This is a genomic window from Georgenia thermotolerans, assembly GCF_009193185.1.
In the GTDB taxonomy this organism is placed as follows: Bacteria; Actinomycetota; Actinomycetes; order Actinomycetales; family Actinomycetaceae; genus Georgenia; species Georgenia thermotolerans.
The window spans coordinates 1-26,558 of the sequence record NZ_VUKF01000016.1; the positions used below are offsets into that span (position 1 = coordinate 1).

The window sequence follows — 26,558 nt, forward strand, 5'->3', positions numbered from 1 at the left end:
CGGCGGCCGAGCGGCCGGCACGCGCCGGCGCCGAGCCGGCCGGCCGGCCCCGCGGGCGTCGCCGGGCGACGGCGAGCGGCCGCCACGCCTGAGCCACGCCGCGGGCTTTTACCACACCGGCACCCCGGCGCACAACCCCTCTCGACGTGCGGGCCACCCCATCACCTGCCACGCTTCCCTACGTACAGCCGGGCGGCCCGGGAGACCCCCGCGGCGGTCCGGCCCGGAGGAAAGAGAGGGAGTCCCATGTTGGGTGAGCTCATCGGCCTCATCATCTTCGGCGCCGTCATCGGCGCTCTCGCCCGGCTCGTCATGAAGGGCGACCAGAACATCGGCATCATCTGGACGATCGTCCTCGGTGCCCTCGGGGCGCTGGTGGGCTACTGGCTGGCCGGCCTGCTCGGTGTGGGCCAGACGAACGGGATCGACTGGATCCGCTGGATCATCTCCATCGTCGCGGCGGTCGTGTTCATCTCCATCTACATCGGCATCCGCGGCGGCGGACGCAAGCGCGGGATCATGCACTGACCCCACGCACCCCGGCAGGGCCGGTCGCACCTCGGTGCGGCCGGCCCTGCTGCGTCTCCGGGGCCCCGTCGCTCGGTGGAGCCCGTCAGCCGGCGGGTGGCACGTCGCCGGGCGGGACGGTCGACCAGCCGGCGGGGGTGGCGTCCGCGGTGTCGGCGGCACCCGCCCCGCCGCCGGCGGGTCCGGTCGCGCCGTCGCCCGTCGCCGCCGCGGGCGCCGGCTGCTGGCCGGGGATCGTGCTCAGCGGCTGGGCCCGCAGCGCCGGCCTGGTCTGGTCGAGGATGGTGTTGAGGCGGAGCGCGGCGTCGATGAGGGCGAGGTGGGTGAAGGCCTGCGGGAAGTTGCCGATCTGCTCGCCGGTCAGGGCGATCTCCTCGGAATAGAGGCCGAGGTGGTTGGCGTAGGTGAGCATCTTCTCGAAGGTCAGCCGCGCCTGGGTGACGTGCCCCGCGCGGGCGAGGGCGTCGACGTAGGTGAAGGTGCACAGCGAGAACGTGCCCTCGGACCCGCGCAGCCCGTCGGGGGAGGCCTCGGGGTCGTAGCGGTAGACGAGGCTGTCGGTGACCAGCTCGCCGTCCATCGCCTTGAGGGTGGCGTCCCACATCGGGTCGGTGGGGGAGACGAAGCCGACGTTGGACATCCGCAGCAGCGACGCGTCGAGGACCTGGGTGCGGTAGTGCTGGACGAAGGCCTGCCGCTCCCGGCTCCAGCCCCGCCGCATGATCTGGTTGTAGACCGCGTCGCGCTCGTGCCGCCAGCGGTCCACGGGCGCGGGGCGGCCGAGGCGGGTCGCGAGCTTGATGCCGCGGTCGAAGGCGACCCAGCTCATGAGCCGGCCGTAGGTGAAGTCCTCCCGCCCGCCGCGGGTCTCCCAGATGCCCTCCTCGGGCTGGTCCCAGTTGTCGGCGAGCCAGTTGAGGACGTCGACCACCTTGAGCCAGCCGATGTGCCCGGCCTCGATGCCGTGCCTGTCGGCGAAGTAGACGCTGTCGATCGCCTCGCCGTAGATGTCGAGCTGGAGCTGGTCCGCCGCGCCGTTGCCGATGCGCACGGGGCTGGACCGGCGGTAGCCCTCCCAGTGCTCCAGGACCTCCTCGGACAGGTCGCTCGAGCCGTCGACGCGGTACATGATCCGCAGCGGCCCCTCGCCGTCGGCGCGCTGGTCCTGCACGCGGTCGCGCAACCACCTCGCGAACCCGGCCGCCTCCTCCCGGAAGCCCAGGCCGAGCAGGGAGTACACCGAGAAGGAGGCGTCCCGGATCCACGTGTAGCGGTAGTCCCAGTTGCGCTCGCCGCCCACCTGCTCGGGCAGCCCCGCGGTCGGGGCGGCCACGAGTCCCCCGGTCGGGGCGTACGTCATGAGCTTGAGGGTGATGGCGGAGCGGTGCAGCGTCTCCCGCCAGCGGCCCAAGTAGGTGGACTGCGCCAGCCACGACTCCCAGAAGTGCACGGTCTCGTCGAACAACCGGCGGACCTCGGCCGGCCGCACCTCGTGCGCCTCGGTGGCGCCCGTCTCGAGGACGACGCCGCGCATCATGCCGGCGGTGAGCGTGAGGTGGGCGTTCACGTCCCCCTCCTCGTCCGTCCTCACCTCGGCGAGCTGCTCGTCCCCCGGCTCCCGCACGAGGTGGGCGGCCAGGGAGGTGCGGGGGCCCCGGAAGACCGCGCCGCCCTCGCTGACGCGCGTCTCGTGGTCCTCGCGGCCGTAGTCGAACCGGGGCGCGAGCTCGATCGCGAAGGTCATCCGGCCCCGCACGCACCGCACCATCCGGACGAGGCGGTGCCGGCCGCTGGGGACGACGGAGGAGGACACCGGCATGAAGTCGACGACCTCCCCGACGCCCTCCTCGGTCATGAACCGCGTGACGAGGATGGCGGTGTCGGGGAAGTACAGCTGCTTGCTGGTGACCACCTCGGCGGTCGGGTGCACCCGGAGGTGCCCGCCGCGGCCGTGGTCCAGCAGGGCGCCGAAGACGCTCGGCGAGTCGAACCGCGGCGAGCAGAACCAGTCGATGGTCCCGTCCGTGGCGACCAGCGCCGCGGTCTGGAGGTCCCCGATGAGCCCGTGGTCAGCGATCAGCGGGTAGTCGGCCATGATCCTCGCCCCTTCGCGCCGTGCGCGGTCCCCGCGCCGGATGGTCGTCGTCCACCGTCGGGCAGCCGGGGGGACCGGGGCATCACCCCGACGGGATGACCCGCCCGGCCCGCTCGGTCGGGCACCCTCGGTCCCGAGCGATCCGCAGGGGGTGGCCGTGGGAGAGACCGTGTCCGCCCCCGCGACGCGCGCCGGGACCGCCCCGCGCACGGTGCTGCTCACCCTGGCGTCGGCCCAGTTCCTGATGACGCTCGACACCTCGGTCATGAACGTCTCGATCGCCACGGTCGCGCACGACGTCGGCACGACGGTGACCGGCATCCAGGCGGCGATCACGCTCTACACCCTCGTCATGGCCTCGCTCATGATCACCGGGGGCAAGGTGGGCGAGCTGCTGGGCCGCAAGCGCGCCTTCGCCATCGGGTGCGTGATCTACGGCGCCGGGTCGTTCACCACGTCGCTCGCCCCCACCCTGCCCGTGCTCATTGTCGGCTGGTCGTTCCTCGAGGGGATCGGGGCGGCGCTGATCCTCCCGGCGATCGTGGCGCTGGTGGCCGCGAACTTCGCCCAGCCGGACCGGCCCCGCGCCTACGGCCTGGTCGCGGCCTCCGCGGCGATCGCCGTCGCGGTCGGCCCGTTGATCGGCGGCCTGATGACGACCTACGCCTCGTGGCGGTGGGTCTTCGCCGGCGAGGTGGTCCTCGTGGCGGGCATCCTGCTCCTGGTCCGGCGGGTCAACGACGTCCGGCGCGAGCGGGCCGGACGGCTGGACGTCGGCGGGACGGTCCTGTCGACGCTGGGCCTCAGCCTCGCGGTCCTGGGCATCCTCCAGGCCGGCTCCTGGGGGTTCGTCAACCCCAAGCCCGGCGCGCCGTCGATCATGGGCCTCTCGCCCGCGATCTGGCTCGTCGTCCTCGGCGGGGTCGTCCTGCGGGTCTTCCTCTCCTGGGAACGTCACCGGCTGGCGACCGGGCGCACGCCCCTCGTGGACCCCGGGATGCTGGCCAACAAGGTGCTGCGCGGCGGCCTGACGTCGTTCTTCTTCCAGTACCTGCTCCAGGCCGGCCTCTTCTTCGTGGTGCCGCTGTTCCTGTCCGTCTCGCTCGGGCTCTCCGCCATCGCGACCGGGCTGCGGATCATGCCCCTGTCGCTGACCCTGCTGCTCGCCGCGGTCGGCGTGCCGCGGCTCTTCCCCCGCGCCTCCCCGCGGCGGGTCGTGCGCGTCGGGTTCGCGTGCCTCTTCCTCGGGATCGTCCTGCTGCTCGCCCTGCTCGAGGTCGGGACGGGCCCCGAGGTGGTCACCTGGCCCCTGCTGCTCGCCGGGCTGGGCATCGGCGCGCTGGCCTCCCAGCTGGGCGCCGTCACCGTCTCGGCGGTGCCCGACACCCGCACCGGCGAGGTGGGCGGGCTGCAGAACACGCTCACCAACCTCGGCGCCTCCACCGGCACGGCCCTGGCCGGGGCGGTGCTCATCTCCGTGCTGACCAGCTCCTTCCTCACCGGCATCCAGAACAACCCCGCCGTCCCCGCCCAGGTGACCGCCCAGGCGGAGGTCCGCCTCGCCGCCGGGGCCCCGTTCATCTCCGACGCGCAGCTGAGCCAGCGGCTCGCGGAGGCCGGGGTGGACGCGCCGACTTCGGCCGCGATCATGCAGGAGAACACCCTGGCCCGGCTGGACGGGCTGCGCTGGTCGCTCGCGACGCTCGCCCTCCTCGCGCTCGTCGCCCTCTTCCTCACCGACCGGATCCCCGACCGGCAACCAGGGAGGTCGCCATGACCCTCGACGACGCCGCGGTCCTCGCCGCCCGGATGGCCGACTACCGCGCCACCCGGGCGGAGATCGAGCGCCACATCCTGCCCCTGGCGACCTCCATCGACGGCCACGCCTTCGACGTCCAGGCCTCCCTGTACGACCTCGAGCTCCGTCGCGGCGGCTACGTCGTGCTGGAGCAGGCCGGCCGCGCCTGGCTCGGCCAGGTCACCGACCTGGGCGTGGCCGCGCGCCCGGCGGGCGGGGCGGGAGCGCCGGGGACGGACGCCGTCACCGTCCGGCTCGCGATGGGCTCAGGCGTCGTCCTCGACGGCGACGGCACCCCCTTCCACGACGCCACGGTCCGCCCCGCCGCCCCGGCGGAGGTGGGGGAGCGCCTGGGCCGCGGCCCGGCCCGGCGCGCCGGCCTGACCGTCGGGGAGCTGCTCCTCGCGCCCGGGGTCCCCGCCGTCCTGGACAGCGGCGGGCTGGGCCGGCACACCTTCATGTGCGGGCAGTCCGGCTCCGGCAAGACCTACTCCCTCGGGGTGCTCCTCGAGCGGCTGCTGGCCGAGACCACCCTCCGGGTGGTCGTCCTCGACCCGAACTCCGACTACGTCGGCCTGGGCCGGCTGCGCGAGGGGGCGGACCCGGCGCTGGCGGCGCGCTACGCGCCCGTGCTCGACGAGGTGGCGGTGTGGCGCAACGACGCCGCCGCCGACCACCCCCTCCGGCTGCGCTTCGCCGACCTCGACCTGGCCGTGCGGGCCGCGGTCCTCGGCCTGGACCCGGTGCGCGACCGCGAGGAGTACGCCGTGCTCAGCGACATCGTGCGCTCCCAGGAGGCGGGCCGGCCGCTCATCACCGACGCCGAGCAGCTGCTGCGGGCCGAGACCCGCGGGGCGCGGGAGCTCGGCCAGCGGGCGGTCAACCTCGGCGTCCTCGAGTGGCGGCTGTGGGGTCCGGACCTGCCCTCGCTCGTCGGCGAGCTGCGCGAGCCGACCGCCCGGTGCACCGTCGTCGACCTCGGCTCCCTCGACACCCTCCAGGAGCAGCGCCTCGTCGCCGAGGCCGTCCTGTCGACGCTGTGGGAGGCGCGGCTGTCCCGGCGGCCCTGCCTGGTCGTCATCGACGAGGCGCACAACATCTGCCCGGCCGCCCCGCCCGACGACGTGAGCCGGCTGGCGACCGAGCGCGCCGTCCAGATCGCCGCCGAGGGCCGCAAGTACGGGCTGTACCTGCTCACCTCGACCCAGCGGCCGCACAAGGTCGACCAGAACGTGGTGTCGCAGTGCGACAACCTCGTGCTCATGCGGATGAACTCGGCCGCCGACCTCGCCGACCTCGGCCGGCTGTTCTCCTTCGTGCCGCCCGGGCTGTTCGCCGGGGCGACGGCGTTCGGGCTCGGGCAGGCGCTCGTGGCGGGCAAGGTGCTGCCGCAGGCGGCGTACGTCCAGATGGGGCGGCGCGTGTCCGAGGAGGGCGGCGGGGACGTCCCGGCGACCTGGGCGGCCCGGCGCGGGTGACCACGGGCCGCATCCCCGCCGCACTCTCATCCCCGGCGCATGATGCGGCTCGCCCGGCCCGGTCCGCACCGTGGGGGGATGGCCGAGGGAGCGGTGACGGGAAGGGCCGTCGCGCGGGGGGTGCTGCTGCCGCTCGCGCTGGCGCAGTTCATCTGCAGCTTCGCCGGCTCGAACATGAACGTGATGATCAACGACATGAGCCGGGACCTGAACACCACGGTTCAGGGCATCCAGGTCGCGATCACGATCTTCCTGCTCGTCATGGCGGCGTTCATGATCCCCGGCGGCAAGCTCACCGACCGCTACGGGCGCAAGCGGTGCTTCAACGTCGGCCTGGTCGTCTACGCCGTCGGCGCCCTCCTGAGCGCCGCCGCGCCCGGTCTGGGGATCCTCATCCTCGGCAACTCCATCCTCGAGGGCATCGGCACCGCGCTGCTCATCCCGCCGGTGTACATCCTCGCGACGATGTTCTTCACCGGGGTCACCTCCCGGGCGCGGGCGTTCGGCGCCATCAGCGCGGCCGGCGGCATCGGCGCCGCGACCGGCCCGCTCATCGGCGGCCTCATCACGCAGGCCATCAGCTGGCGGGCGTCGTTCGTCTTCCAGGCGCTGGTCATCGCCGTGATCGTGCTGCTCAGCCGCCGCAGCGTCGAGGACCCGCTCCCGGCCGACCCCACGCGGCAGTTCGACGTCCGGGGCGCGGTCCTGTCCGCCGTCGGCCTCATCCTGCTCGTGACCGGGATCCTGGCCGCCGACAACAACCTGCTGGTCATGCTGGTCCTCATCGTGGCCGGCGTCCTCGTGCTCGTCTGGTTCTTCGCCTCGGTCCGCGCCAAGGAGCGGGCGGGACAGGAGCCCCTGCTGTCCACCCAGCTGTTCCGGAACCGCACGTCCAACCTCGGCCTGGTGACCCAGAACGCCCAGTGGCTCATGCTCATGGGCACGTCCTTCGTCGTCGCCGCCTACCTGCAGGTGGCCAGGGGCTACAACGCCATCCAGACGGGGGTCATCTTCACCGCCGCCACCGTCGGCGTGCTCCTCTCGTCGCTCGCGGCCCAGCGCCTCGCCCAGCGCCGCGCCCAGCGCACGCTGATCGTCACCGGTTTCGTGGTGACCTGCTTCGGCATCGGGCTGCTCATCGCCCTGGTCCGGCTCTCGCCCAGCCCGTGGGCCCTCGCCCCGGGGCTCTTCATCATCGGCCTCGGGGTCGGCGTCATGCTCACGCCGTCCGTCAACGTCGTGCAGTCCGCCTTCCCCGAGGCCCAGCAGGGGGAGATCTCCGGCCTCTCGCGCAGCGTGTCCAACCTCGGCTCCTCGCTGGGCACGGCGATCGCCGGCACCGTGCTCGTCGCCGGGCTCGCGGCGACGCCCGGCCGGAACTACGCCCTGGCCATGGTCGTGCTCGCCGTGGTCGGGATCATCGGGGCCATCGTGGGCTCCATGCTGCCCGCGAACCGGCCCGCCGGGGCCCCGGCGTCCGCCTGAGACGCACCACCCGGTCCTGCCCGCGCCGGGCATCGCGATGCCACCATGGGGCCCATGGGTCTGCCGGCCGACCAGCTCTCCCCGGGCGAGCGCATCGTCCTGGAGACGCACGAGCACTGGAAGCACCTGGTCGGTGCCGGGCTGATCTGCCTGGCGGCGGTGGTGGGGCTCGTCGTCGTCCTCGCCGTCGCCCCGCAGCAGGGCGTCCTCGCCTGGCTGGACGTCGCGGCCTGGGTCGCGTGCGCCGTCGTCGTGGCCGTCTTCGGGGTCTGGCCGTTCCTGGCCTGGAGCAGACGCACGTACACGCTGACCACCGAGCGGCTCGCCACCCGCACCGGGGTGCTGCGCCGGTCGGGCCGGGACATCCCGCTCACCCGCATCAACGACGTGGCCTTCGAGCAGGGCATCTTCGACCGGCTGGTCGGAGCCGGCACGCTGAAGATCTCCGCGGCCAGCGAGCAAGGGACGCTGACCTTCGTCGACATCCCGCGTGTGCACCAGACGTCGCTGCGGATCAACGAGCAGGTGCGGGCAGTGCGGGGGCGGTAGACCGGTCGGTGGGCCCCGTGGGGATCGAACCCACAACCCGCGGATTAAAAGTCCGCTGCTCTGCCGATTGAGCTAGAGGCCCGGGGGTTCCACTCTCTAATCCACGAAACGCTCCGCGGAACCCTCCACGGAAGTCACGCCCTCGGCGGAACCCTCCCCGGAAGTATGCCAGCGTCCGGCGGCCGCCCGACGCGCGTGACTCGTCCGGCGGCCTCCGGGCCCGCTCAGACCCGCGCGGCCACCCCGGCCGCGACCGGTGTCTCCGGCGCGAGCAGCCGCGCGGCCAACGGGGCCAGCGCGACGCACGTCAGAGCGAACATCACGACCCCGGACACGGCGTCGGGCGCCGCGAAGTCGGCGGCCAGCGCCGCCACCAGCGTCGCTGCCGCCCACCGCGGTGCCAGCCGCGTCCGCCAGAGGGCGACGGCGAGGGCGAGGGTGCCCGCCACCGTCGCCAGCAGCACCGGGACGATGAGCACCACGAAGGACGGTGCCGCGAACATCGCCGCGGCGATCTCGGTCGCGCCCGCCCGGTCCGGCTGGTGGGCGAGCGGGTACTGGGCCAGCACGTAGGCCACCGGACCGACGTGGAGCGCCCACCCCAGCGCCGCGACGACCGCCGCCAGGACGCCGAGCCGCGAGCCCCGGGCGCGGAACAGCCCGGTGAGCCCGAGCAGGGCGCCGGCGAAGCACAGGAACGAGACGACCAGGAGCACGTTCGCGCCTAGCCAGCGCGCGGGCTGCGCCTGGATCAGGACGAGCTGCGCGCCGGCGTCGGCGGACGCGGGGAGCAGGACCGTGCCGGCCAGACCGGCAAGCGGGGCGGTGAGCAGGGCGACGGCGGTGCCTCGACGCGACATCTGGGCCTCCAGGGGAGCAGTGGTTGGTGCCAGCGACGCTAGGGACGGACGGCGCCGGAATCGTCGGAGGTCACGCCGAACCGCATACGAGCCTGCTCGTACACGCCTCCCCCCACGGGCCGACGCCGCCCGGGACGGCCCGCCGCTACGGTTCGTGCCATGACCGACGACGGCGCCGGCGCCCTGCGGCAGTGGCTGCGGGCCCGGCCGCGGCTCGTGGACGCCACGGTGGGCGCGGTCCTCGTCGCGCTCGGTGCCGGTCAGGTCATGGCCGGGGACGGCGGGGCCACGGCGCTGATCGCCGCCGGAGCCATGACGGCGCCCGTGGTGTGGCGGCGCCGACGGCCCCTGGCGGCCGTGCTGGTCGGGTGGTCGGCGCTCTTCCTCGCGGAGGGCCTGGGCGCGGACGTCACGAGCCAGGGCTACGCGGTTGTGATCGCGCTCGTCCTCACCGTCTACTCGGTCGCCGTCCACGCCCCGCTCCGGCGGGCGCTCGCGGGCCTGGCCGCGGCGCTGGCCCTCGTGTGGGGTGCGATCCCGTTCGCCGCGTCGCAGACGGTGGCCGACTTCGCGTTCACCGGGCTGATCACGCTCGCGCCCTGGCTCGCGGGCCGCACCATCCGGGACCGGCAGCTGCGCATCGCCGAGCTGCGCCGCCTGGCCCGGGAGCTGGAGCGCGAGCGGGAGGAACGGGCCGGCGAGGCGAGGGACGCGGAGCGCTCCCGCATCGCCCGGGAGATGCACGACGTCCTCGCGCACACCGTCAGCGTCGTGGTGGTCCAGCTCGGCGCCGTCGAGCGCATCGTGGAGTCCGACCCGGGCACGGCCCGCTCGGTGGTCGCGTCGGTGCGCGCCACCGCGAAGTCCGCGCTCGCCGAGCTGCGGTTCCTGCTGGGGCTCGACGGCGCCCCCACGGCCGGGCCTCGTCCCTCCCTCGCCCGGCTCGGCGACCTGGCCGCCGACATGCGCGCCGCCGGCGTGCCGGTCGAGCTGTCGGTCAGCGGGGCGGTGGCCGGGCTGCCGCCGGCGGTCGACCTGGCCGCCTACCGGATCGTCCAGGAGTCCCTCACGAACGTCATGCGCCACGCCACCGGCGCCACCGCCCGTGCCCTCGTGGTGGTGGACGAGGACGCCGTGCGTCTCACGGTCGAGGACGACGGGGCCTCCCGTCCCGCTGCGGCGCATCCGCCCGGGGCGCCCGGGCGGGCCGGCTACGGCCTGGTCGGGATGACGGAGCGGGCCCGGCTGTGCGGGGGCGACCTCGAGGCCGGGCCCCGGCCGGGCGGAGGCTTCGCCGTCCGGGCGTGGCTGCCCCTGGTGCGGGCCGTGAGCGTGGCGTGATCCGGATCCTGCTGGCCGACGACCAGTCACTCGTCCGTGCCGGGTTCCGGCTCGTCCTCGAGACCGAGGGAGATCTCGAGGTCGTGGGCGAGTGCGCAGACGGGCGGCAGGCGGTCGCCGCCACCCGGGAGCTCCGACCCGACCTCGTGCTCATGGACATCCGGATGCCGGTGCTCGACGGCATCGGCGCGACCCGGGAGCTGGCACGGGCCGGTGCCACGGCCAAGGTCCTGGTGCTCACCACCTTCGACGACGACGCCCTCGTCCACGACGCGCTGCGTGCCGGCGCGAGCGGGTTCCTCCTCAAGGACGTGGACCCGCCCGACCTCGTCCATGCCTGCCGGACGGTCGTGCGCGACGAGGCCCTGCTGGCGCCGGCCATCACCCGGCGCCTCATCGAACGGTTCCTCGCCACCCCGCCGCCGGGCCGCCCGCCGGCCGCGTTCTCCCGGCTGACGGCGCGCGAGCTGGAGGTCTTCACGCTGATGGCGCGGGGCCTGGACAACCAGCAGGTCGCCGACCGGCTGGTCATCTCCGCCACGACCGTCCGCACGCACATCACCCGCATCCTCGCCAAGCTCGGCCTGCGTGACCGGGTGCACGCCGTCGTCCTCGGCTACGAGTCCGGGCTGGTCCGTCCCGGCGAGGGCGCCTGACGCTCAGGTCCAGTCGGACGCGGCCACGCCAGGGACGTCACGCGCGCGGACCGGCGGCGTCGACCACCGCCGCCACGCCGGCCAGCACGCCCGGCACCTCGGCGACGTCCCACGTGGTCCCCTCCGCGACCCACACGAGCCAGCCCTGGTCGAAGACCAGCACCTCGGGGTCGAGCGCCGCGACCGCCGCGACCACCGCCGGCCGGTAGAGGCCGGCGGCGACGGCGGGGTCGGTGCTCGTCAGCCAGAAGCGCCGGTCGAAGGCCTCGTCCCCGACCCGGACGTCGGCCCCGAACGCCGCGGTGAGCCGGTCGGCGACGCCCTCGCGGCGCAGCAGCACCGGCGGGACGGTGAAGGGCGTGCGGACGGCGAGCACGCGGGCGTGGCGCCGCATCCGGGTCTGGCCGCCGCCGGTGGTCCAGCCGTAGTCGTAGGCGACGAACTCCCGGGCGGCGCCGGCGGGGACCTGGCCGCGGAGCACGTGATAGGCCCGGCGGTACTGCCCCGTCGCGAACGGCGGGAAGATCCACCGGTCGTCCCAGTCGCGGTCGCCCTCGGGCAGGTAGGACCAGCCGCGCGCGTGCGCCAGCTCCCGCAGGGCGTCGCTGCTCGCGACGTCGCGGCGGCGCTTGACCCACATGGTCGCCACGGTGATGGCCACGGCGACCGGGATGAGGATCAGCCCCGGGTTCCCGCCATGCCCGCCGGCGCCCGCCGCGGCCCACACGTCCATCGTCACCAGGCGAGCATCGGTGCTGACGGAACCTGTCCGCAAGCACGCCGCGGCCGGCGCCGCCCCCCTGCGCCGGGGGAGGCGGTGAGAGACAATCGCGGGGCGGTGCCCTCCGGCGCCGTCCGACAGCGGCCACCAGACCCGCGACCCAGCGGCCACCAGGCCCGCGACCCAGCCCGAGGGAGGCAGTGATGACCGAGCGACGCTTCCGCCGGCCGGCGATGCTCGACCCGGCGCAGGCGGAGGAGATCCAGGGTGACGAGGACCCCGCGACCCGGTCGGAGATCGCCCACACCACCGCCCAGGCCCTCGTGCACGGCGGCCGCGCCGGCGCCGAGGAGGACCCCGAGCTCGTCCAGCGGCTCGTGCACCTGGTCGACACCGAGGGCCTCGACGAGATCGCGGCGCTGTGGGCGCGCAGCCCGCACACCACCCTGCCCGGGACGCTGTGGCGCCTGTACCTGCTGCGCGAGTGGGTCCGCCGCGACCCGCGCACCGTCGCCGACCGCTACCGGCTCGGGGTGCAGCGCGCGGAGGTCGCCGGCGCCGTCGCCGGGGTCGCCAGCCCGCCGGGGCCGGAGGACGTCAAGGTGCTCGTCGACAAGGTCCTCGCCGGCCTCTACGACGCCGACCTCGCCGTCGCCCTCGAGCGCGCGGCCGCCTTCCTGCGGGTCCTGGCCACCGGCTCCGCCATCGACGCGGACTGGATCCAGGAGGACGACGACGAGCTCGCCTTCCGGGTCACCCGGCGCGCCGGCGGGCTGCTGACCACCGCCGAGGAGCTCGAGGAGGCGGCCGAGCTGTACCGGGCGGGCAAGCTCGACTGACTCGTCCGTTCCCCTTCCTCGCCGCACCGGCATAGGTGATACTCCCCGTACCGGCAACGACGCGGGGGAGGGGTCCGATGGCGGCACCGACGCAGGTCAGTCAGGCACACGAGGACGCGGGGCGCGCCCGGGTGAGCGAGCGGGAGGCCCGGCGGGTCGCCGAGGCCGCCCGGCAGACGGAGTGGGAGCTGCCGTCCTTCGCCAAGGAGCTCTACCTCGGCCGCTTCCGCCCCGACCTCATCGCCCCGCACCCGCGCACCGACCCCGAGACGGCCGCCCGCGGGGAGGCCTACCTCGAGCACCTGGCCGCCTACCTGTCCGAGCACGTCGACGGCCGGCAGATCGAGCGCGACGCCCGCATCCCCGACGAGGTCGTGGCGGGCCTGGCCGAGCTGGGCACGTTCGGCATCAAGATCCCCCGCGAGTACGGCGGGCTGGGGCTGGGCCAGGTGCACTACAACCGGGCGCTGATGCTGCTCGGCTCGGTCAGCGCCAGCATCGGCGCGCTGGTCTCGGCCCACCAGTCCATCGGGGTGCCCGAGCCGGTCAAGCAGTTCGGCTCCGAGGAGCAGAAGCGGGCGTTCCTGCCCCGCTGCGCCGCCGGCGCCATCTCGGCGTTCCTGCTCACCGAGCCCGACGTCGGCTCCGACCCCGCCCGGCTGCACGCCACCGCCACCCCCACCGAGGACGGCGACTACCTCCTCGACGGCGTCAAGCTCTGGTCCACCAACGGCGTCGTCGCCGAGCTGCTCGTGGTCATGGCCCGGGTGCCCGCCTCCGAGGGCCACCGCGGCGGGATCACCGCGTTCGTCGTGGAGGCCGACTCCCCGGGCATCACCGTCGAGCGGCGCAACGCGTTCATGGGGCTGCGCGGGCTGGAGAACGGCGTCACCCGCTTCCACCGGGTGCGGGTGCCCGCCGCGAACGTCCTCGGCCGGGAGGGCGCGGGCCTGAAGATCGCGCTGACCACGCTCAACGCGGGCCGGCTGTCCATCCCGGCGCTGTGCGTCGGGGCGAGCAAGTGGTGCCTGAAGGTCGGGCGGGAGTGGGCCCGCGAACGGGTCCAGTGGGGCAAGCCGGTGGGCCGGCACGCCGCCGTCGCCCACAAGATCGCCTTCATGGCCGCGACGACGTACGCCCAGGAGGCCGTCCTCGAGCTGGCCGGGCACCTCGCGGACGCCGGCCGCACCGACATCCGCATCGAGGCCGCCCTCGCCAAGCTGTTCACCTCGGAGATGGCCTGGAAGGTGGCCGACGAGCTCGTGCAGGTGCGCGGCGGCCGCGGGTACGAGACCGCCGACTCCCTCGCCGCCCGCGGCGAGCGGGCCGTCCCGGTCGAGCAGGTGCTGCGCGACCTGCGCATCAACCGGATCTTCGAGGGCTCGACCGAGATCATGCACCTGCTCATCGCCCGCGAGGCCGTCGACGCGCACCTGGCCGTCGCCGGCGACCTCGTCGACCCCGACGCCGGCGCCGCCGTCAAGGCCCGCGCCGCCGCCCGCGCCGGGGCCTTCTACGCCACCTGGTTCCCGCCGCTGCTGACCGGGCCCGGGCAGCTGCCCACCGCGTATCCCGAGTACGGCCCGCTCGCCACCCACCTGCGCTACGTCGAGCGCGCCTCCCGGCGCCTGGCCCGGGCGACGTTCTACGGCATGGTCCGCTGGCAGGGCGGCCTGGAGCAGCGCCAGGGCTTCCTGGGCCGGGTCGTCGACATCGGCGCCGAGCTGTTCGCCATGGCGGCGGTGTGCGTGCGCGCGCAGATGCAGCGCGCCGACGACGGCGCGGCGGGCGAGCGGGCGGTGCGCCTGGCCGCCGCGTGGTGCCGCCACTCCCGCCGCCGGGTGGACCGGCTCTTCACCGAGCTGTGGGACAACACCGACGACGCCGACGAGCAGCTGGCGGCGGAGGTGCTGGACGGGACCCACGCGTGGGCGGAGGCGGGGATCCTCGACCCCTCCGAGGGCACCGGCCCGTGGATCGCCTCCGGCGCCCCGGGCCCGTCCGCCGTCCCCGACGTCTCCCGCCGGATGGTCCCGCCGCGGGGCCGGTAGCGGCCCGGTCCGCGCGGCCGCTCGCGGCCCCCGAATTGCCGCCGCCCCCGCACCCCGGGTGGAATGGGCCCGACCCGCGCACGCGGGAGCGGGAGGACACGGCATGATCAGGCAGCTGGACCGGGTGGCGGGCGAGGCGTGCAGCGACGTCCTCGCCCTGGCCGAGGACGTCGCCCGCGAGGACGGGGTGCCGGCGCTGTCCGAGCAGACCCTGCTCGAGCTGCGCCACCCGGTGCGCCAGGTGCACCACTTCCTCGCCGACGACGACGGCCGGCTGGTCGGTTATGCCCAGCTCGACCCGGCGGCGCCGAGCGCCGAGCTCGCCGTCGCCCCGGCCGCGCGGCGCCGCGGCGTGGGCCGGGCCCTGCTCGACGCCGTCCGGGCCGCCGCGCCCGACGCGGCGGTGTGGGCGCACGGCAACCTCACCGGCGCCCAGGCGCTCGCGGCCTCGGCCGGGCTGCGGGTGGTGCGCGAGCTGCTCCAGATGTCCGCCCCGCTCGGCCCGCTGGACGGCGCCGCGCTGCCCGGGCACCCCGCCGTGACGGTCCGGACCTTCGCCCCCGGCCGCGACGAGCAGGACTGGGTCACCCTCAACGCCCGCGCCTTCGCCCACCACCCCGAGCAGGGCCGGATGACCGTCGCGGACCTGCAGGCGCGCGAGGCCGAGGACTGGTTCGACCCGACCCTGCTCTGGCTCGCCTACCCCACCGGCGCCGCGGACGCCGCCCCGGCGGCCTCCATGTGGGTCAAGGTCGTGCCGGGGGAGAGCTCGGGGGAGATCTACGCCCTGGGCGTCGACCCCGACGCCCAGGGGCAGGGCCTGGGCGGGATGCTCACCCGCCGCGCCATGGTCGAGCTCGCCCGGCGCGGGCTGCACAGCGCCACGCTGTACGTCGAGGGCGACAACGACGCCGCCCTGCGCACGTATCAGAAAGAGGGCTTCCGGTGCGTCGCCATCGACGTCCAGTACCGATGAGGCGTGCCGGTGCGGGAGGCGACGGCGCGCCCGACTCGGACACCCGCCCGTCACCTTCTGGTGGGACGATGGAGCACATGACGAGCTCCGAGCACACCGACGCCATCGGCCGCGCAGTGGACTCAGGGCCGCGCGGCGCGGACACCGGGACCCGGGCCGGGGACCACGACGGCTCCGCCGGGGCCGGCACCACCGAGGACCTGCGCCCCGACGGCGGCACGGACCTGCACCCCCGGGACCCCGCCCAGCTCGTCGACGACGCCGAGGACGAGCTCGCCGACCAGCTCCAGACCGACACCGACGACGAGCTGGCCGCCCAGGCCCGGGCGATGGCCCGCATGCTCGGCGGGGTGTCCACCTCGGCGTCCTCGCTCTCCCGCCAGGTCAAGGAGGCCCGCGCGGAGGCCCTCGAGGACCACCTGCCGCCCTCGGAGGCCGAGCTGCCCGAGGGCCGCTTCGCCGACCGGGAGCTGAGCTGGCTGGCGTTCAACGAGCGGGTGCTCGAGCAGGCCGAGGACCACGACCTCCCGCTCCTCGAACGCGCCTGGTTCCTGGCGATCTTCGCCTCCAACCTCGACGAGTTCTACATGGTCCGCGTCGCCGGCCTGAAGCGCCGCATGGCCACCGGCATGGCCGTCACCGCGGCCTCGGGCCTCTCCCCGCGCCAGGTCCTCGACGCCATCAGCGCCAAGGCGAAGGAGCTCGCCGTCCGGCACGCGCGCGTCTTCGCCGACGACGTCCAGCCCAAGCTCGCCGAGGTCGGCATCGAGCTGCTGCACTGGGACGACCTGGGCGAGAGCGAGCAGGACCGGCTGCACAAGTTCTTCCGCAAGCAGATCTTCCCGGTCCTCACCCCGCTGGCGGTGGACCCCGCGCACCCCTTCCCCTACATCTCCGGCCTCTCGCTCAACCTCGCCGTGCTCGTGCGCAACCCCGCCTCGGGCAAGGAGCACTTCGCCCGGGTGAAGGTCCCGCCCCTGCTGCCGCGCTTCATCGCCGTCGACTCCGAGGGCCGCCCCTACCGCCCCGAGGACGTCCCGGCCGACGCCGGGGGCCGCACCGCGTTCGTGCCGCTGGAGGAGGTCATCGGCCACCACCTCGACGCGCTCTTCCCCGGCATGGAGATCATCGAGCACCACACCTTCCGGGTCACCCGCAACGAGGACGTCGAGGTCGAGGAGGACGACGCCGAGAACCTCCTCAAGGCCCTCGAGAAGGAGCTCGTGCGCCGCCGCTTCGGCCCGGCCGTGCGCCTGGAGGTGGCCGAGGGGATCAGCCCGCACGTGCTGGACCTGCTCATGCGCGAGCTGCAGGTGGGGGAGAAGGACGTCTTCCACCTGCCCGCCCCGCTGGACCTGACCGGCCTGGACCTCGTGCACGACCTGGACCGGCCCAGCCTGAAGTACCCCAAGTTCGTCCCCGTCACGGCGCAGGGCCTGGCGGAGGTGGAGTCGGCGAACCCGACGGACTTCTTCAGCGCCATCCGCCAGCAGGACATCCTCCTGCACCACCCCTATGACTCGTTCTCGACGTCGGTGCAGCAGTTCATCGCCCAGGCCGCGGCGGACCCGCACGTGCTCGCCATCAAGCAGACGCTGTACCGCACCTCCGGCGACTCCCCGATCGTCGATGCCCTCATCGACGCCGCCGAGGCCGGCAAGCAGGTGCTCGCCATCGTCGAGATCAAGGCCCGCTTCGACGAGCAGGCGAACATCACCTGGGCCCGCAAGCTCGAGCAGGCCGGCGTGCACGTCGTCTACGGCATCGTCGGGCTCAAGACGCACGCCAAGCTGTGCCTGGTGGTGCGCCAGGAGCCGGACGGGCTGCGCCGCTACTGCCACGTCGGCACGGGCAACTACCACCCCAAGACCGCCCGCGGCTACGAGGACCTCGGGCTCCTCACCTGCGACCGGGACGTCGGCCAGGACCTCACCCGCCTGTTCAACCAGCTCTCCGGCTATGCCCCGCGCACCCGGTTCCACCGCCTGCTCGTCGCGCCGCGCTCCATCCGCCCCGGCCTCATCGAGCGCATCGAGCGGGAGATCGAGAACAAGCGCGCCGGCCGCCCGGCCTGGGTGAAGTTCAAGTCGAACTCCATCGTCGACGAGGCGATCATCGACGCGCTGTACCGGGCCAGCCAGGCCGGGGTGCCGGTCGACGTCGTCGTGCGCGGCATCTGCGCGCTGCGGGCCGGGGTGCCGGGCCTGAGCGAGAACATCCGGGTGCGGTCCATCCTGGGCCGGTTCCTCGAGCACGCGCGGGTCTACGCGTTCGGCAACGACGGCGACCCCGAGGTGTGGATCGGCTCGGCGGACCTCATGCACCGCAACCTCGACCGCCGGGTCGAGGCGCTGATCCGGATCGTCGACCCCGGGCAGATCGACTTCCTCGTCGAGCTGCTCGACGTGTCGGTGGCGGACACGACGTCCACCTGGCACCTGGAGACCGACGGCTGGCGCCGGGTCAACCGGGGCCCGGACGGGCGGCGCCTGGACGACCTCCAGGAGATGCTCATGGCGCGCGCCCGCAGCCGCGTCGCCGCCCGCCGGTGAGCCCGCGCGCGGCGACGGCCGCCCGGACCATCGTCCAGGCCGCCGGGGCGATCGTGTGGCGCGTGCGCAAGCGCAAGCTCGAGGTCCTGGTCGTCCACCGGCCCCGCTACGACGACTGGTCCTGGCCCAAGGGCAAGGTGGAGGACGGCGAGAGCCTGGTCGCCTGCGCGGTGCGGGAGGTGGCCGAGGAGACCGGCGTCCACGTCGCGCTCGGCCAGCCGCTGCCCCTGGTGACGTACAGGAACGGCGACGGGCGCAAGAAGCTCGCCCACTACTGGGCGGCGCAGGAGGTCGGCGACGGCGCGCAGAGCGTGCTCGGCCGCGACGCCGTCGCCCCCGCGCCCGCCTCGGAGATCGACGAGGCCCGGTGGGTGGAGGTACGCCAGGCCGCCGACCTGCTCACCTACCGGCACGACCTCGAGCCGCTGGGTGCGCTGGTGGACCAGTGGCACGACGAGCGGCTGCGCACCTGGACGATGGCGGTGGTCCGGCACGCCCGGGCCCGCAAGCGCTCGGCCTGGAAGGGCGGGGAGGCGACCCGCCCGCTCACCCCGGCCGGCAGCCTGCAGTCGGAGCGGCTGGTGCCGATGCTCGCCGCCTACGGCGTCGAGGACGTCATGACCTCCCCGTGGGAGCGGTGCGCGGCCACCGTGCGGCCCTACCTCGAGGCCACCGGCATCGGCGCCGAGCTGCGGCCGGAGCTGACCGAGGACGCCCACGCCCGCAACCCCCGGCCCGTCCGCGCCCTCATCCAGGGCGAGCTGACCCGCCGGGACGTCCCCGTGGCGCTGTGCACCCACCGGCCGGTGCTGCCCACGGTGGTGGAGGAGATCGCCCGGCGCACCCCGCACCGGATCATGCGCCAGGTGCCCGAGTCCGACCCGTGGCTCAAGACCGCCGAGATCCTCGTGGTGCACCTGGCCCAGCGGCCGGGCCGGCGGGCCGCCGTCGTCGCCCTGGAGAAGCACCGGCCGGCGTCCTGACCCGGTCCCGGCAGCCAACCTGCCCTTCTGGCTGCGACCAGAAGGGCACGGTGGCTGCAGCCGCCATGGCAGGTCGGCTGTGCGGGGCCCGGTTGCGAAAGTGTGACGTAACCGTCTCGTGCGGTTCACCGGACGTTCACCGTTCGACAGCCATGCGGTCACTCTCGGTCCCTAACGTCGCGTCTGGTCGGCCACTTTCCCCCTAAGCGCCGGCCCACCGACACAGAGGATGGAATTGACCGTGAAGCTTGCAGGTAGCCGCCGCGTGGCGGGAATGGCCGCGATCAGCGCCCTGGCGATCACCCTGGCCGCATGCAGCAGCGACACCAAGGCCGACGAGGGCTCGAGCGCGGACGCCTCGGCCTCCGGTGACGCCGCCCTGTCCGGCACCCTGCCCGGCGCCGGCGCCTCCTCCCAGGAGAAGGCCATGAACGGCTGGCTCGCCGGTTTCCAGGAGGCCAACCCCGACGTCCAGGTCTCCTACGACCCCACGGGCTCGGGCACCGGCCGCGAGATGTTCCTCAACGGCGCCGTGCTCTTCGGTGGCTCCGACTCGGCGTTCAAGCCCGAGGAGGTCGAGGCCGCCAAGGAGCGCTGCTTCGGCGGCGACGTCGTCGAGCTGCCCCTGTACATCTCCCCGATCGCCGTGGCCTACAACCTGCCCGGCGTCGACGCGGAGAACATCAACCTCGCGCCCGAGACGCTCGCCAAGATCTTCGCCGGCGAGATCACGAAGTGGAACGACCCGGCCATCGCCGAGACGAACGAGGGCGTCGAGCTGCCCGACACCGCCATCGTGCCCGTGCACCGCTCGGACGACTCCGGCACCACGAAGAACTTCACCGACTACCTGGAGAAGGCCGGTAACGGCGCCTGGCCGCACGAGGCCGGCGAGACCTGGCCGATCGAGGGCGGCCAGTCCGGCGCGCAGACCTCCGGCGTGGTCCAGACCCTGCAGTCCGCCGAGGGCACCATCGCCTACCTCGACGCCTCCCAGGTGCCCGAGGGCTTCGGCACCGTCGCGGTGAAGGTCGGCGAGGAGTTCGTGCCGTTCTCCCCCGAGGCCGCGGCCGCCGTCGTCGACGCCTCCCCGGCCACCGAGGACGCCACCGACCTGCGCCTGACCATCGACCTGGCCCGCGACACCAAGGAGTCCGGCTCCTACCCGATCGTCCTGGTCTCCTACTCCTTCGCGTGCTCCACCTACGACAAGGAGCAGGACGCCGAGAACGTCAAGGCGCTGCTGACCTACATCGCCTCCGAGGAGGGCCAGGCCCGCGCGGCCGAGCCCAGCGTGGCCGGCTCCGCGCCGATCTCCGACACCCTCCGCGAGGAGGTCACGGCCGCGATCGAGAAGATCACCGCCGCGTGAGGTAAACCTCGCGCGCTGATCCCGATCAGCGCCGCGTGAGCTGATCCTCCTGATCAGAAAGCTGGTGGGCCGGTCCTGCGGGACCGGCCCACCAGCGCACCCGGGACCGGCATCCCGTATCTTCACTTCCGATGTCTGCCGCCACGTCTTCCGGCACGACGCCGCACATCCCGTCGGAGTGGAGAAGTATCCCCATGCGCGCCTGCCCCGAGCTCCGTGACACCTGTGAGGGAGCAGACAGGGCTCGTTCACCTCGCGTTCACCTGCTGCCCGCCCGCCGGACACCGCGCGTGCTTAGCCTCGGTCTCGCCCGGGCGGCGCGTCGCTCCCGGGGCTCCCAGACAGAAGGTGGTACGCGTGCGACACGACGCCGGGCAGGCCTCGTCGCGGTCGCCGCGCTCACCCTCGGGGTCGCCGGGTGCAGCGACGTCAGCACGCTGCCCGGCGCCGGGGCGTCCTCCCAGGAGGTCGCGATGACCGCCTGGGTCGCCGGCTTCCAGGACACCCACCCGGACGTTGTGACGTCTTACGACCCGGTGGGCTCGGGCACGGGCCGCGAGATGTTCCTCAACAGTGCCGTGCTGTTCGCCGGCTCGGACGCCGCGATGAAGGAGAAGGAGCTGGCGCGGGCCCAGGAGCGGTGCTTCGGCGGCGACGTCGTCGAGCTCCCCCTGTACATCTCCCCGATCGCCATCGCCTACAACCTGCCCGGGCTGGGCACCGACCACCTCCGGCTCCGCCCGGAGACCATCGCCGCCCTCTTCAACGGCGACATCACGAGGTGGAACGACCCGGCCATCGCCGAGACCAACCCCGGTGTAACGCTGCCCGACCTGCCGGTCGTGCCGGTCAACCGCTCCGACAACTCCGGCACCACCGAGAACTTCACCGAGTACCTCGCCGCGACGGCCGGGGACGCCTGGCCGCACGAGCCGAGCGAGACGTGGCCGCGCTCGGGCACCCAGTCGGGCGCCCAGACCTCCGGCCTCATCGGCACCCTGCAGGGCGCCGAGGGCACCATCGGCTACGCCGACGCCGCGCAGGTCCCGGACACCCTGGGCACCGTCGCGGTCGGCGTGGGCGAGGACTTCGTGCCGGTCTCGCCGGAGGCGGCCGCGGCCGTCGTCGACGTCTCGCCGCCCGCACCGGACGCGACCGACCTGCGCCTGACCGTGGACCTCGCCCGCGACACCACGCAGCCGGACACCTACCCGGTGGTCCTCATCTCCTACACCCTCGCCTGCTCGCGCTACGACAACGAGACCGACGTCGCCAACGTCAAGGCGATGCTCAGCTACATCGCCTCCGAGCCGGGGCAGCAGCGCGCCGCCGACCCGAGCGTCGCCGGCTCCGCCCCCATCTCGGAGGCGCTGCGCCAGCGGGTGGACGCCGCCATCGGCCAGATCGCCGTCGCGGCCCCCTGAACCGAACGACCAGAACTACGACACAACGCGGAGGATCCGTGGTAGCCGCCAGCACCCCCGAGGCCCCGCCCCGGGAGCCGTCCAGCCTTCGGCTGAGCCGTTCCCCGGGCCGGTGGGGCAACCCGGTCTTCGCCGGCATCTCGACCGGCGCGGGGATCGTCATCCTCGTCATCCTGGCGGCCGTCGCCGGCTTCCTGCTGGTGCGCTCCTGGCCCGCGATCAGCGCCTCCCAGGCCGACTACGCCGAGGTCGGCTTCATGGGCGGGGAGAACCTGTGGCAGTACATCGCCCCGCTCATCTTCGGCACCCTGCTCTCCTCGGCGCTGGCGCTCCTGATCGCCGTGCCGCTGAGCGTCGCCATCGCGCTGTTCATCTCGCACTACGCGCCGCGCCGTGCCGCGCAGGGCCTGGGCTACCTCGTCGACCTCCTCGCCGCGATCCCCTCGGTGGTCTACGGCATGTGGGGCATGGCGTGGCTCGTGCCGGTGCTCAACCCGGCCTTCCAGTGGGTCAGCGACACCCTCGGCTGGTTCCCCCCGCTGAGCGGCTTCCAGGCGCCGGCGAAGAACATCATGACGGCGGGCATCGTGCTCGCGGTGATGATCCTGCCGATCATCACCGCCACGATCCGTGAGGTGTTCCTCCAGACCCCGCGCCTGCACGAGGAGGCCTCGCTCGCGCTGGGCGCGACGCGGTGGGAGATGATCCGGATGTCCGTCTTCCCGTTCGGCCGCTCCGGGATCATCAGCGCCTCGATGCTCGGCCTCGGACGTGCGCTGGGCGAGACGATGGCCGTGCTGATGATCCTGTCGCCCGGGTTCCTCATCAACTTCTACCTGCTCAAGCCGGGGCAGCACCAGTCGATCGCGGCGAACATCGCCAACCAGTTCCCGGAGGCCTCCGGGCTGGGCGCCGACGTCCTCATCGCGACCGGGCTCGCCCTGTTCGCCATCACCTTCGGCGTGAACCTCGTCGCGCGCTGGATCATCGCGCGCCGCGCCGAGTTCTCGGGAGCGAACTGATGACCGCCACCACCCCGTCCCTGACCACGCGCGCCGGCAGGCTGCCGGGCTGGACGCCGTGGGCCGTGCTCGCCGGCTCGCTCGCCGTCGTCCTCGTCCTCATGCTGCTGTTCGGCCAGCCCACCGTGGCCTCCGTCGTCTTCCTCGGCGCGCTGCTGTTCATCGTCCTCAACTGGGCGCTGTACCGCCGCGTCGAGGGCCAGCGGCCCGCCAAGGACCGCCTGGCGACGTCCCTGGTCACCGGCGCCTTCGTGCTGGCGATGGTCCCGCTGGTCTCGCTGGTGTGGATCGTCCTCAAGAACGGCCTGAAGCTGTTCAGCTGGGAGTTCCTCACCACCGACATGACCGGGGTCTTCGGTGACATGACCTCCGGCGGTGCCGCCCACGCGATCGTCGGCACGCTGTGGGTCACCGGGATCGCCTCGGTGATCTCCATCCCGCTGGGCATCTTCACCGCCATCTACCTCGTCGAGTACGGCAAGGGCCGCCTCGCCCGGGCGATCACCGTGCTCGTCGACGTCATGACCGGCATCCCCTCCATCGTCGCCGGCCTGTTCGCCTTCGCGCTGTTCACCATCCTCGTGGGCCCGGCGTACCGCTCGGCCGTCATGGGCGCCGTCGCGCTCGCCGTCCTCATGACGCCGGTGGTCATCCGGTCCGTGGAGGAGATGCTGCGCCTGGTGCCCAACGAGCTGCGCGAGGCCGCCTACGCCCTCGGCGTGCCGAAGTGGCTCACCATCGTCAAGGTCGTGCTGCGCACCGCCATCGCGGGCATCACCACCGGCGTGATGATCGCCATCGCCCGCGTCATCGGCGAGACCGCGCCCCTGCTCATGACCGTGGGCATCATCGCCAGCTTCAACAACGACCCCCTCGAGGGCCGCATGGCGACGCTGCCGGTGTTCGCCTACCGCCAGTTCGCCCAGGGCGGGGTCGGCCTCGACCGCTCCTGGGCCGCGGCGCTGACCCTCGTCGCTATCGTCATGCTCCTCAACCTCGCCGCGCGCCTCGTGAGCCGGTTCTTCGCCCCCAAGGGTGAGCGCTGATGCCGCTCGCCCGCCCCCGCCCCCGCCTCGGCCTCACCGCCGCCCTTCCCGGAAGGAACGCCCGTGTCTAAGCGCATCGACGTCCGGAACCTCAACGTCTACTACGGGGACTTCCTCGCCGTCGAGAACGTCAACATGACGATCGAGCCGAAGTCCATCACCGCGCTCATCGGCCCGTCCGGGTGCGGCAAGTCCACCTTCCTGCGCACGCTCAACCGCATGCACGAGGTCATCCCCGGCGCCCGCGTGGAGGGCGAGGCCGTCATGGACGGGCAGAACCTCTACGCCCCCGACGTCGACCCGGTCATGGTCCGCCGGCAGGTCGGCATGGTGTTCCAGCGGCCCAACCCCTTCCCCACGATGTCCATCGCGGACAACGTCCTGGCCGGGGTGCGGCTGAACAACCGCAAGATCAAGAAGGGCGACGCCGAGGAGCTCGTCGAGCGCGCGCTGACCGGCGCGAACCTGTGGAACGAGGTCAAGGACCGCCTGGACCGGCCCGGCTCCTCCCTCTCGGGCGGCCAGCAGCAGCGCCTGTGCATCGCCCGGGCGATCGCCGTGCGGCCCGAGGTGCTGCTCATGGACGAGCCCTGCTCGGCCCTGGACCCCATCTCGACCCTGGCCATCGAGGACCTGATGTCCCGGCTGAAGGACGAGTACACGATCGTCATCGTCACCCACAACATGCAGCAGGCGGCCCGCGTGTCCGACCGCACCGGGTTCTTCAACATCGCCGGCACCGGCAAGCCCGGCCACCTCATCGAGTTCGACGACACCGACAAGATGTTCTCCTCTCCGGCGAAGAAGGAGACCGAGGACTACATCTCCGGCCGCTTCGGGTGAGCCCGGGCGGGCGGTGAGCGGCGCGTCGCCACGACGGCGGCCACCGCCTGCCCACGACGGCTACGGCCCGGCCCGGTCACCGACCGGCCGGGCCGCCGTCGTCAGGCGCCCAGCAGACCGAACAGCGCGGCGAGGGCGGCGGCGACCAGCGCCGCGCCGGGGATCGTGAGGGCCCAGGCGACGGCGATGTTGCCGGCCACCCCCCAGCGCACCGCCGACAGGCGCCGGGTGGCGCCGACGCCCATGATCGCCCCGGTGATGGTCTGGGTGGTGGAGACGGGCGCGTGGAAGAGGTAGGCGGCGCCGTAGAGCAGGGTCGCCGCGACCGACTCGGCGACGAAGCCGCGGGCCGGGTCGAGCTCGATCACCCGGCGGCCCAGCGTCTTCATGATGCGCCAGCCGCCCGCGTAGGTGCCCGCGGCCATCGCGACCGCCGCGACGAGGGTGACCCACAGCGGGATCGAGGATCCCTGGTGCAGCCCGCCCGCGACGAGCGCCAGGGTGATGACGCCCATCGTCTTCTGCGCGTCCTGCAGGCCGTGCCCCAGCGCCATCGCCGCCGCGGAGACGCTCTGGGCCATCCGGAACCGGCGCATGGTCGGCGCGAACGGCCGGCGCCGCACCGCCCACAGCACGCCCACCATGCCGGCGTAGCCCAGGGCCAGGCCGAGCAGCGGCGAGAGGATCATCGGCAGGGCGACCAGCCACGCCAGCACCTCCCAGTGCACCGTGGTGCCGGCGGCGACGGCGGCCCCCGCCAGGCCGCCGATGAGGGCGTACGTCGAGGACGAGGGCAGGCCCAGCCACCACGTGAGGAGGTTCCACGCGATGGCGCCGCCGAGGCCGGCGAGGACCACGGCCAGGCCGGAGACGCCCGTCGGCGGGCTGATGATCCCCGAGCCGATGGTCTGCGCCACGCCGGTGCCCAGCAGCGCCCCGAGCAGGTTCATCCCGGCCGCCATGGTCACGGCCAGCCGCGGGGTCAGCGCCCGGGTGGAGACCGAGGTGGCGATGGCGTTGGCGGCGTCGTGGAAGCCGTTGGTGAAGTCGAAGAACAGCGCCACGGCCACGACGACCACGACGAGGACGAGGACGAGGTCCACGCGGGTCAGGACTCCTTCAGGACGATCGTCTGGACCCCGTTGGCGAGCTTCTCGAAGGAGTCCGCCGCCGCCTCGAGGGCGTCGACGACGCCCTTGACCTTGATGACGGTGAGCGGGTCGGCGCCGTCCTCGAAGAGCCCGGCCAGCACGCGCCGGTAGACCCGGTCCGCCTGGTTCTCCAGGCGGTTGATCTCGATCCAGTACTCGGGCAGACCGTCGAAGGAGCGCAGGCGGGGCATGGCCTCGTGGGTCAGCTCGGCGCACCGCTGGAGCAGGGCCACCAGGTCCCCGACGCCGGCCGGCAGGCCCCCGAGCTTGTACAGGACGATGAGCTCGCCCGCCTCGTCCATGGCGTCCATGCAGTCGTCGAGCGAGGTCGTCAGGTGGTACATGTCCTCGCGGTCGAAGGGGGTGACGAACGTCTGCGCCAGGGCGGTGAAGACCTGGTGGGCCACCTCGTCGGCGGCGTGCTCGGCGTCGCCGAGCTGGCTGGCGAGCTCGGCCCGCTCGGTCCGGTCGGCGCCGAGGATGCGGGCGAGCAGCCCGGCGCCGGTGAGCAGGTGCGCGGCGGACTCGGTGAAGAGCTCGAAGAAGTGAGCGCCACGGGGGACCGGGCTGAATCGCACCAGCTGCTCCAGGAGAGAAAAGGGCCTGAACGCCCCTCAGGTTAGAGCAGAACCCGAGGCCGCCCCCGGCGTCGTCGTTCGACCACGCCGCGGTCGTGGTGCGGCTCACGCCGCCGCTCCGCCCGCCGGGGCCGTGGCGTGGCTCATGCCCGCGTCGTCGCGGGCGGGGGAGCCGGCCGAAAGGAAGGACGCCGGACCGGAGAGCGCCTG

Annotated in this window: 22 protein-coding genes and 1 tRNA gene; 17 read left to right on the forward strand and 6 right to left on the reverse strand. The window is 73.6% G+C overall.

Annotated elements, in window-relative coordinates; genetic code table 11:
- Positions 1–246 precede the first annotated feature (246 nt).
- A complete protein-coding gene (locus GD970_RS09215; protein ID WP_193314911.1) occupies positions 247–528 on the forward strand; it encodes a GlsB/YeaQ/YmgE family stress response membrane protein in 282 nt (93 codons plus the stop codon).
- 85 nt (positions 529–613) lie between these two features.
- On the opposite strand, the gene GD970_RS09220 is transcribed toward GD970_RS09215, so the two are convergent.
- Entirely contained in the window at positions 614–2,623 is a 2,010-nt protein-coding gene (locus GD970_RS09220; RefSeq protein WP_152202600.1) for a glycoside hydrolase family 15 protein, read from the reverse strand.
- 157 nt (positions 2,624–2,780) lie between these two features.
- Between GD970_RS09220 and GD970_RS09225 the strand changes: the two genes are divergently transcribed.
- The 4 genes from GD970_RS09225 (at position 2,781) to GD970_RS09240 (ending at position 7,933) form a co-directional block, all read left to right on the forward strand.
- Complete coding sequence (locus GD970_RS09225) at positions 2,781–4,400, forward strand: MFS transporter (RefSeq protein WP_226925246.1); 1,620 nt, start codon at positions 2,781–2,783, stop codon at positions 4,398–4,400.
- Positions 4,397–5,899: an ATP-binding protein gene (locus GD970_RS09230; protein WP_211489889.1), complete on the forward strand. Its 1,503-nt coding sequence runs from the start codon at positions 4,397–4,399 to the stop codon at positions 5,897–5,899. The genes GD970_RS09225 and GD970_RS09230 overlap by 4 nt, the downstream gene beginning before the upstream one ends.
- Positions 5,900–5,977: 78 nt before the next feature.
- Positions 5,978–7,384 carry an MFS transporter gene (locus GD970_RS09235; RefSeq protein WP_152202601.1) on the forward strand — a complete coding sequence of 469 codons (1,407 nt, stop codon included), beginning with the start codon at positions 5,978–5,980 and terminating at the stop codon, positions 7,382–7,384.
- 54 nt (positions 7,385–7,438) lie between these two features.
- Positions 7,439–7,933 (forward strand): PH domain-containing protein, encoded by a 495-nt coding sequence (locus GD970_RS09240; RefSeq protein ID WP_152202602.1) that lies wholly within the window; start codon positions 7,439–7,441, stop codon positions 7,931–7,933.
- Between the two features lie 9 nt (positions 7,934–7,942).
- Here GD970_RS09240 and GD970_RS09245 read toward each other — a convergent pair.
- Both GD970_RS09245 and GD970_RS09250 read right to left on the reverse strand, forming a co-directional pair.
- Positions 7,943–8,015: transfer RNA gene (locus tag GD970_RS09245), tRNA-Lys, on the reverse strand.
- 142 nt (positions 8,016–8,157) lie between these two features.
- Entirely contained in the window at positions 8,158–8,793 is a 636-nt protein-coding gene (locus tag GD970_RS09250) for a hypothetical protein (protein WP_152202603.1), read from the reverse strand.
- 159 nt (positions 8,794–8,952) lie between these two features.
- On the opposite strand from GD970_RS09250, the gene GD970_RS09255 reads away from it, so the two are divergent.
- Positions 8,953–10,134: a sensor histidine kinase gene (locus GD970_RS09255; RefSeq protein WP_152202604.1), complete on the forward strand. Its 1,182-nt coding sequence runs from the start codon at positions 8,953–8,955 to the stop codon at positions 10,132–10,134.
- Entirely contained in the window at positions 10,131–10,790 is a 660-nt protein-coding gene (locus GD970_RS09260; RefSeq protein ID WP_152202605.1) for a response regulator, read from the forward strand. The genes GD970_RS09255 and GD970_RS09260 overlap by 4 nt, the downstream gene beginning before the upstream one ends.
- A 37-nt stretch (positions 10,791–10,827) precedes the next feature.
- On the opposite strand, the gene GD970_RS09265 is transcribed toward GD970_RS09260, so the two are convergent.
- Positions 10,828–11,529 (reverse strand): hypothetical protein, encoded by a 702-nt coding sequence (locus GD970_RS09265; protein WP_152202606.1) that lies wholly within the window; start codon positions 11,527–11,529, stop codon positions 10,828–10,830.
- Between the two features lie 185 nt (positions 11,530–11,714).
- On the opposite strand from GD970_RS09265, the gene GD970_RS09270 reads away from it, so the two are divergent.
- The 10 genes from GD970_RS09270 to pstB all read left to right on the forward strand — a co-directional run bounded on the left by GD970_RS09270 (position 11,715) and on the right by pstB (position 24,619).
- A complete protein-coding gene (locus tag GD970_RS09270) occupies positions 11,715–12,350 on the forward strand; it encodes a hypothetical protein (protein WP_226925247.1) in 636 nt (211 codons plus the stop codon).
- Between the two features lie 77 nt (positions 12,351–12,427).
- Complete coding sequence (locus tag GD970_RS09275) at positions 12,428–14,401, forward strand: acyl-CoA dehydrogenase family protein (protein WP_152202607.1); 1,974 nt, start codon at positions 12,428–12,430, stop codon at positions 14,399–14,401.
- A 103-nt stretch (positions 14,402–14,504) separates the two neighbouring features.
- Positions 14,505–15,377, forward strand: coding sequence for a mycothiol synthase (gene mshD / locus GD970_RS09280; protein WP_152202608.1), 873 nt, complete (start codon positions 14,505–14,507; stop codon positions 15,375–15,377).
- 77 nt (positions 15,378–15,454) lie between these two features.
- A complete protein-coding gene (locus GD970_RS09285) occupies positions 15,455–17,929 on the forward strand; it encodes an RNA degradosome polyphosphate kinase (protein WP_152202609.1) in 2,475 nt (824 codons plus the stop codon).
- Positions 17,926–18,912, forward strand: a complete 987-nt coding sequence (locus tag GD970_RS09290) for an NUDIX hydrolase (protein WP_152202610.1) — start codon at positions 17,926–17,928, stop codon at positions 18,910–18,912. Before GD970_RS09285 ends, GD970_RS09290 begins: the two co-directional genes overlap by 4 nt.
- 241 nt (positions 18,913–19,153) lie before the next feature.
- Positions 19,154–20,284 (forward strand): phosphate ABC transporter substrate-binding protein PstS, encoded by a 1,131-nt coding sequence (pstS, locus tag GD970_RS09295; protein WP_226925248.1) that lies wholly within the window; start codon positions 19,154–19,156, stop codon positions 20,282–20,284.
- A 473-nt stretch (positions 20,285–20,757) separates the two neighbouring features.
- Entirely contained in the window at positions 20,758–21,708 is a 951-nt protein-coding gene (locus GD970_RS09300; RefSeq protein ID WP_405002572.1) for an extracellular solute-binding protein, read from the forward strand.
- Between the two features lie 38 nt (positions 21,709–21,746).
- Positions 21,747–22,730 (forward strand): phosphate ABC transporter permease subunit PstC, encoded by a 984-nt coding sequence (gene pstC, locus GD970_RS09305; RefSeq protein WP_152202612.1) that lies wholly within the window; start codon positions 21,747–21,749, stop codon positions 22,728–22,730.
- Positions 22,730–23,776 (forward strand): phosphate ABC transporter permease PstA, encoded by a 1,047-nt coding sequence (gene pstA / locus GD970_RS09310; RefSeq protein ID WP_152202613.1) that lies wholly within the window; start codon positions 22,730–22,732, stop codon positions 23,774–23,776. Before pstC ends, pstA begins: the two co-directional genes overlap by 1 nt.
- Before the next feature lie 63 nt (positions 23,777–23,839).
- Positions 23,840–24,619: a phosphate ABC transporter ATP-binding protein PstB gene (gene pstB / locus GD970_RS09315; RefSeq protein WP_152202614.1), complete on the forward strand. Its 780-nt coding sequence runs from the start codon at positions 23,840–23,842 to the stop codon at positions 24,617–24,619.
- A gap of 101 nt (positions 24,620–24,720) precedes the next feature.
- Here pstB and GD970_RS09320 read toward each other — a convergent pair whose 3' ends face one another.
- Together GD970_RS09320 and GD970_RS09325 are read right to left on the reverse strand one after the other, a co-directional pair.
- On the reverse strand, positions 24,721–25,722 hold the full coding sequence (locus GD970_RS09320) for an inorganic phosphate transporter (protein WP_152202615.1): 1,002 nt from the start codon (positions 25,720–25,722) through the stop codon (positions 24,721–24,723).
- Positions 25,723–25,727: 5 nt separating this feature from the next.
- Positions 25,728–26,348 carry a DUF47 domain-containing protein gene (locus GD970_RS09325; RefSeq protein ID WP_152202616.1) on the reverse strand — a complete coding sequence of 207 codons (621 nt, stop codon included), beginning with the start codon at positions 26,346–26,348 and terminating at the stop codon, positions 25,728–25,730.
- Positions 26,349–26,558: the final 210 nt, after the last annotated feature.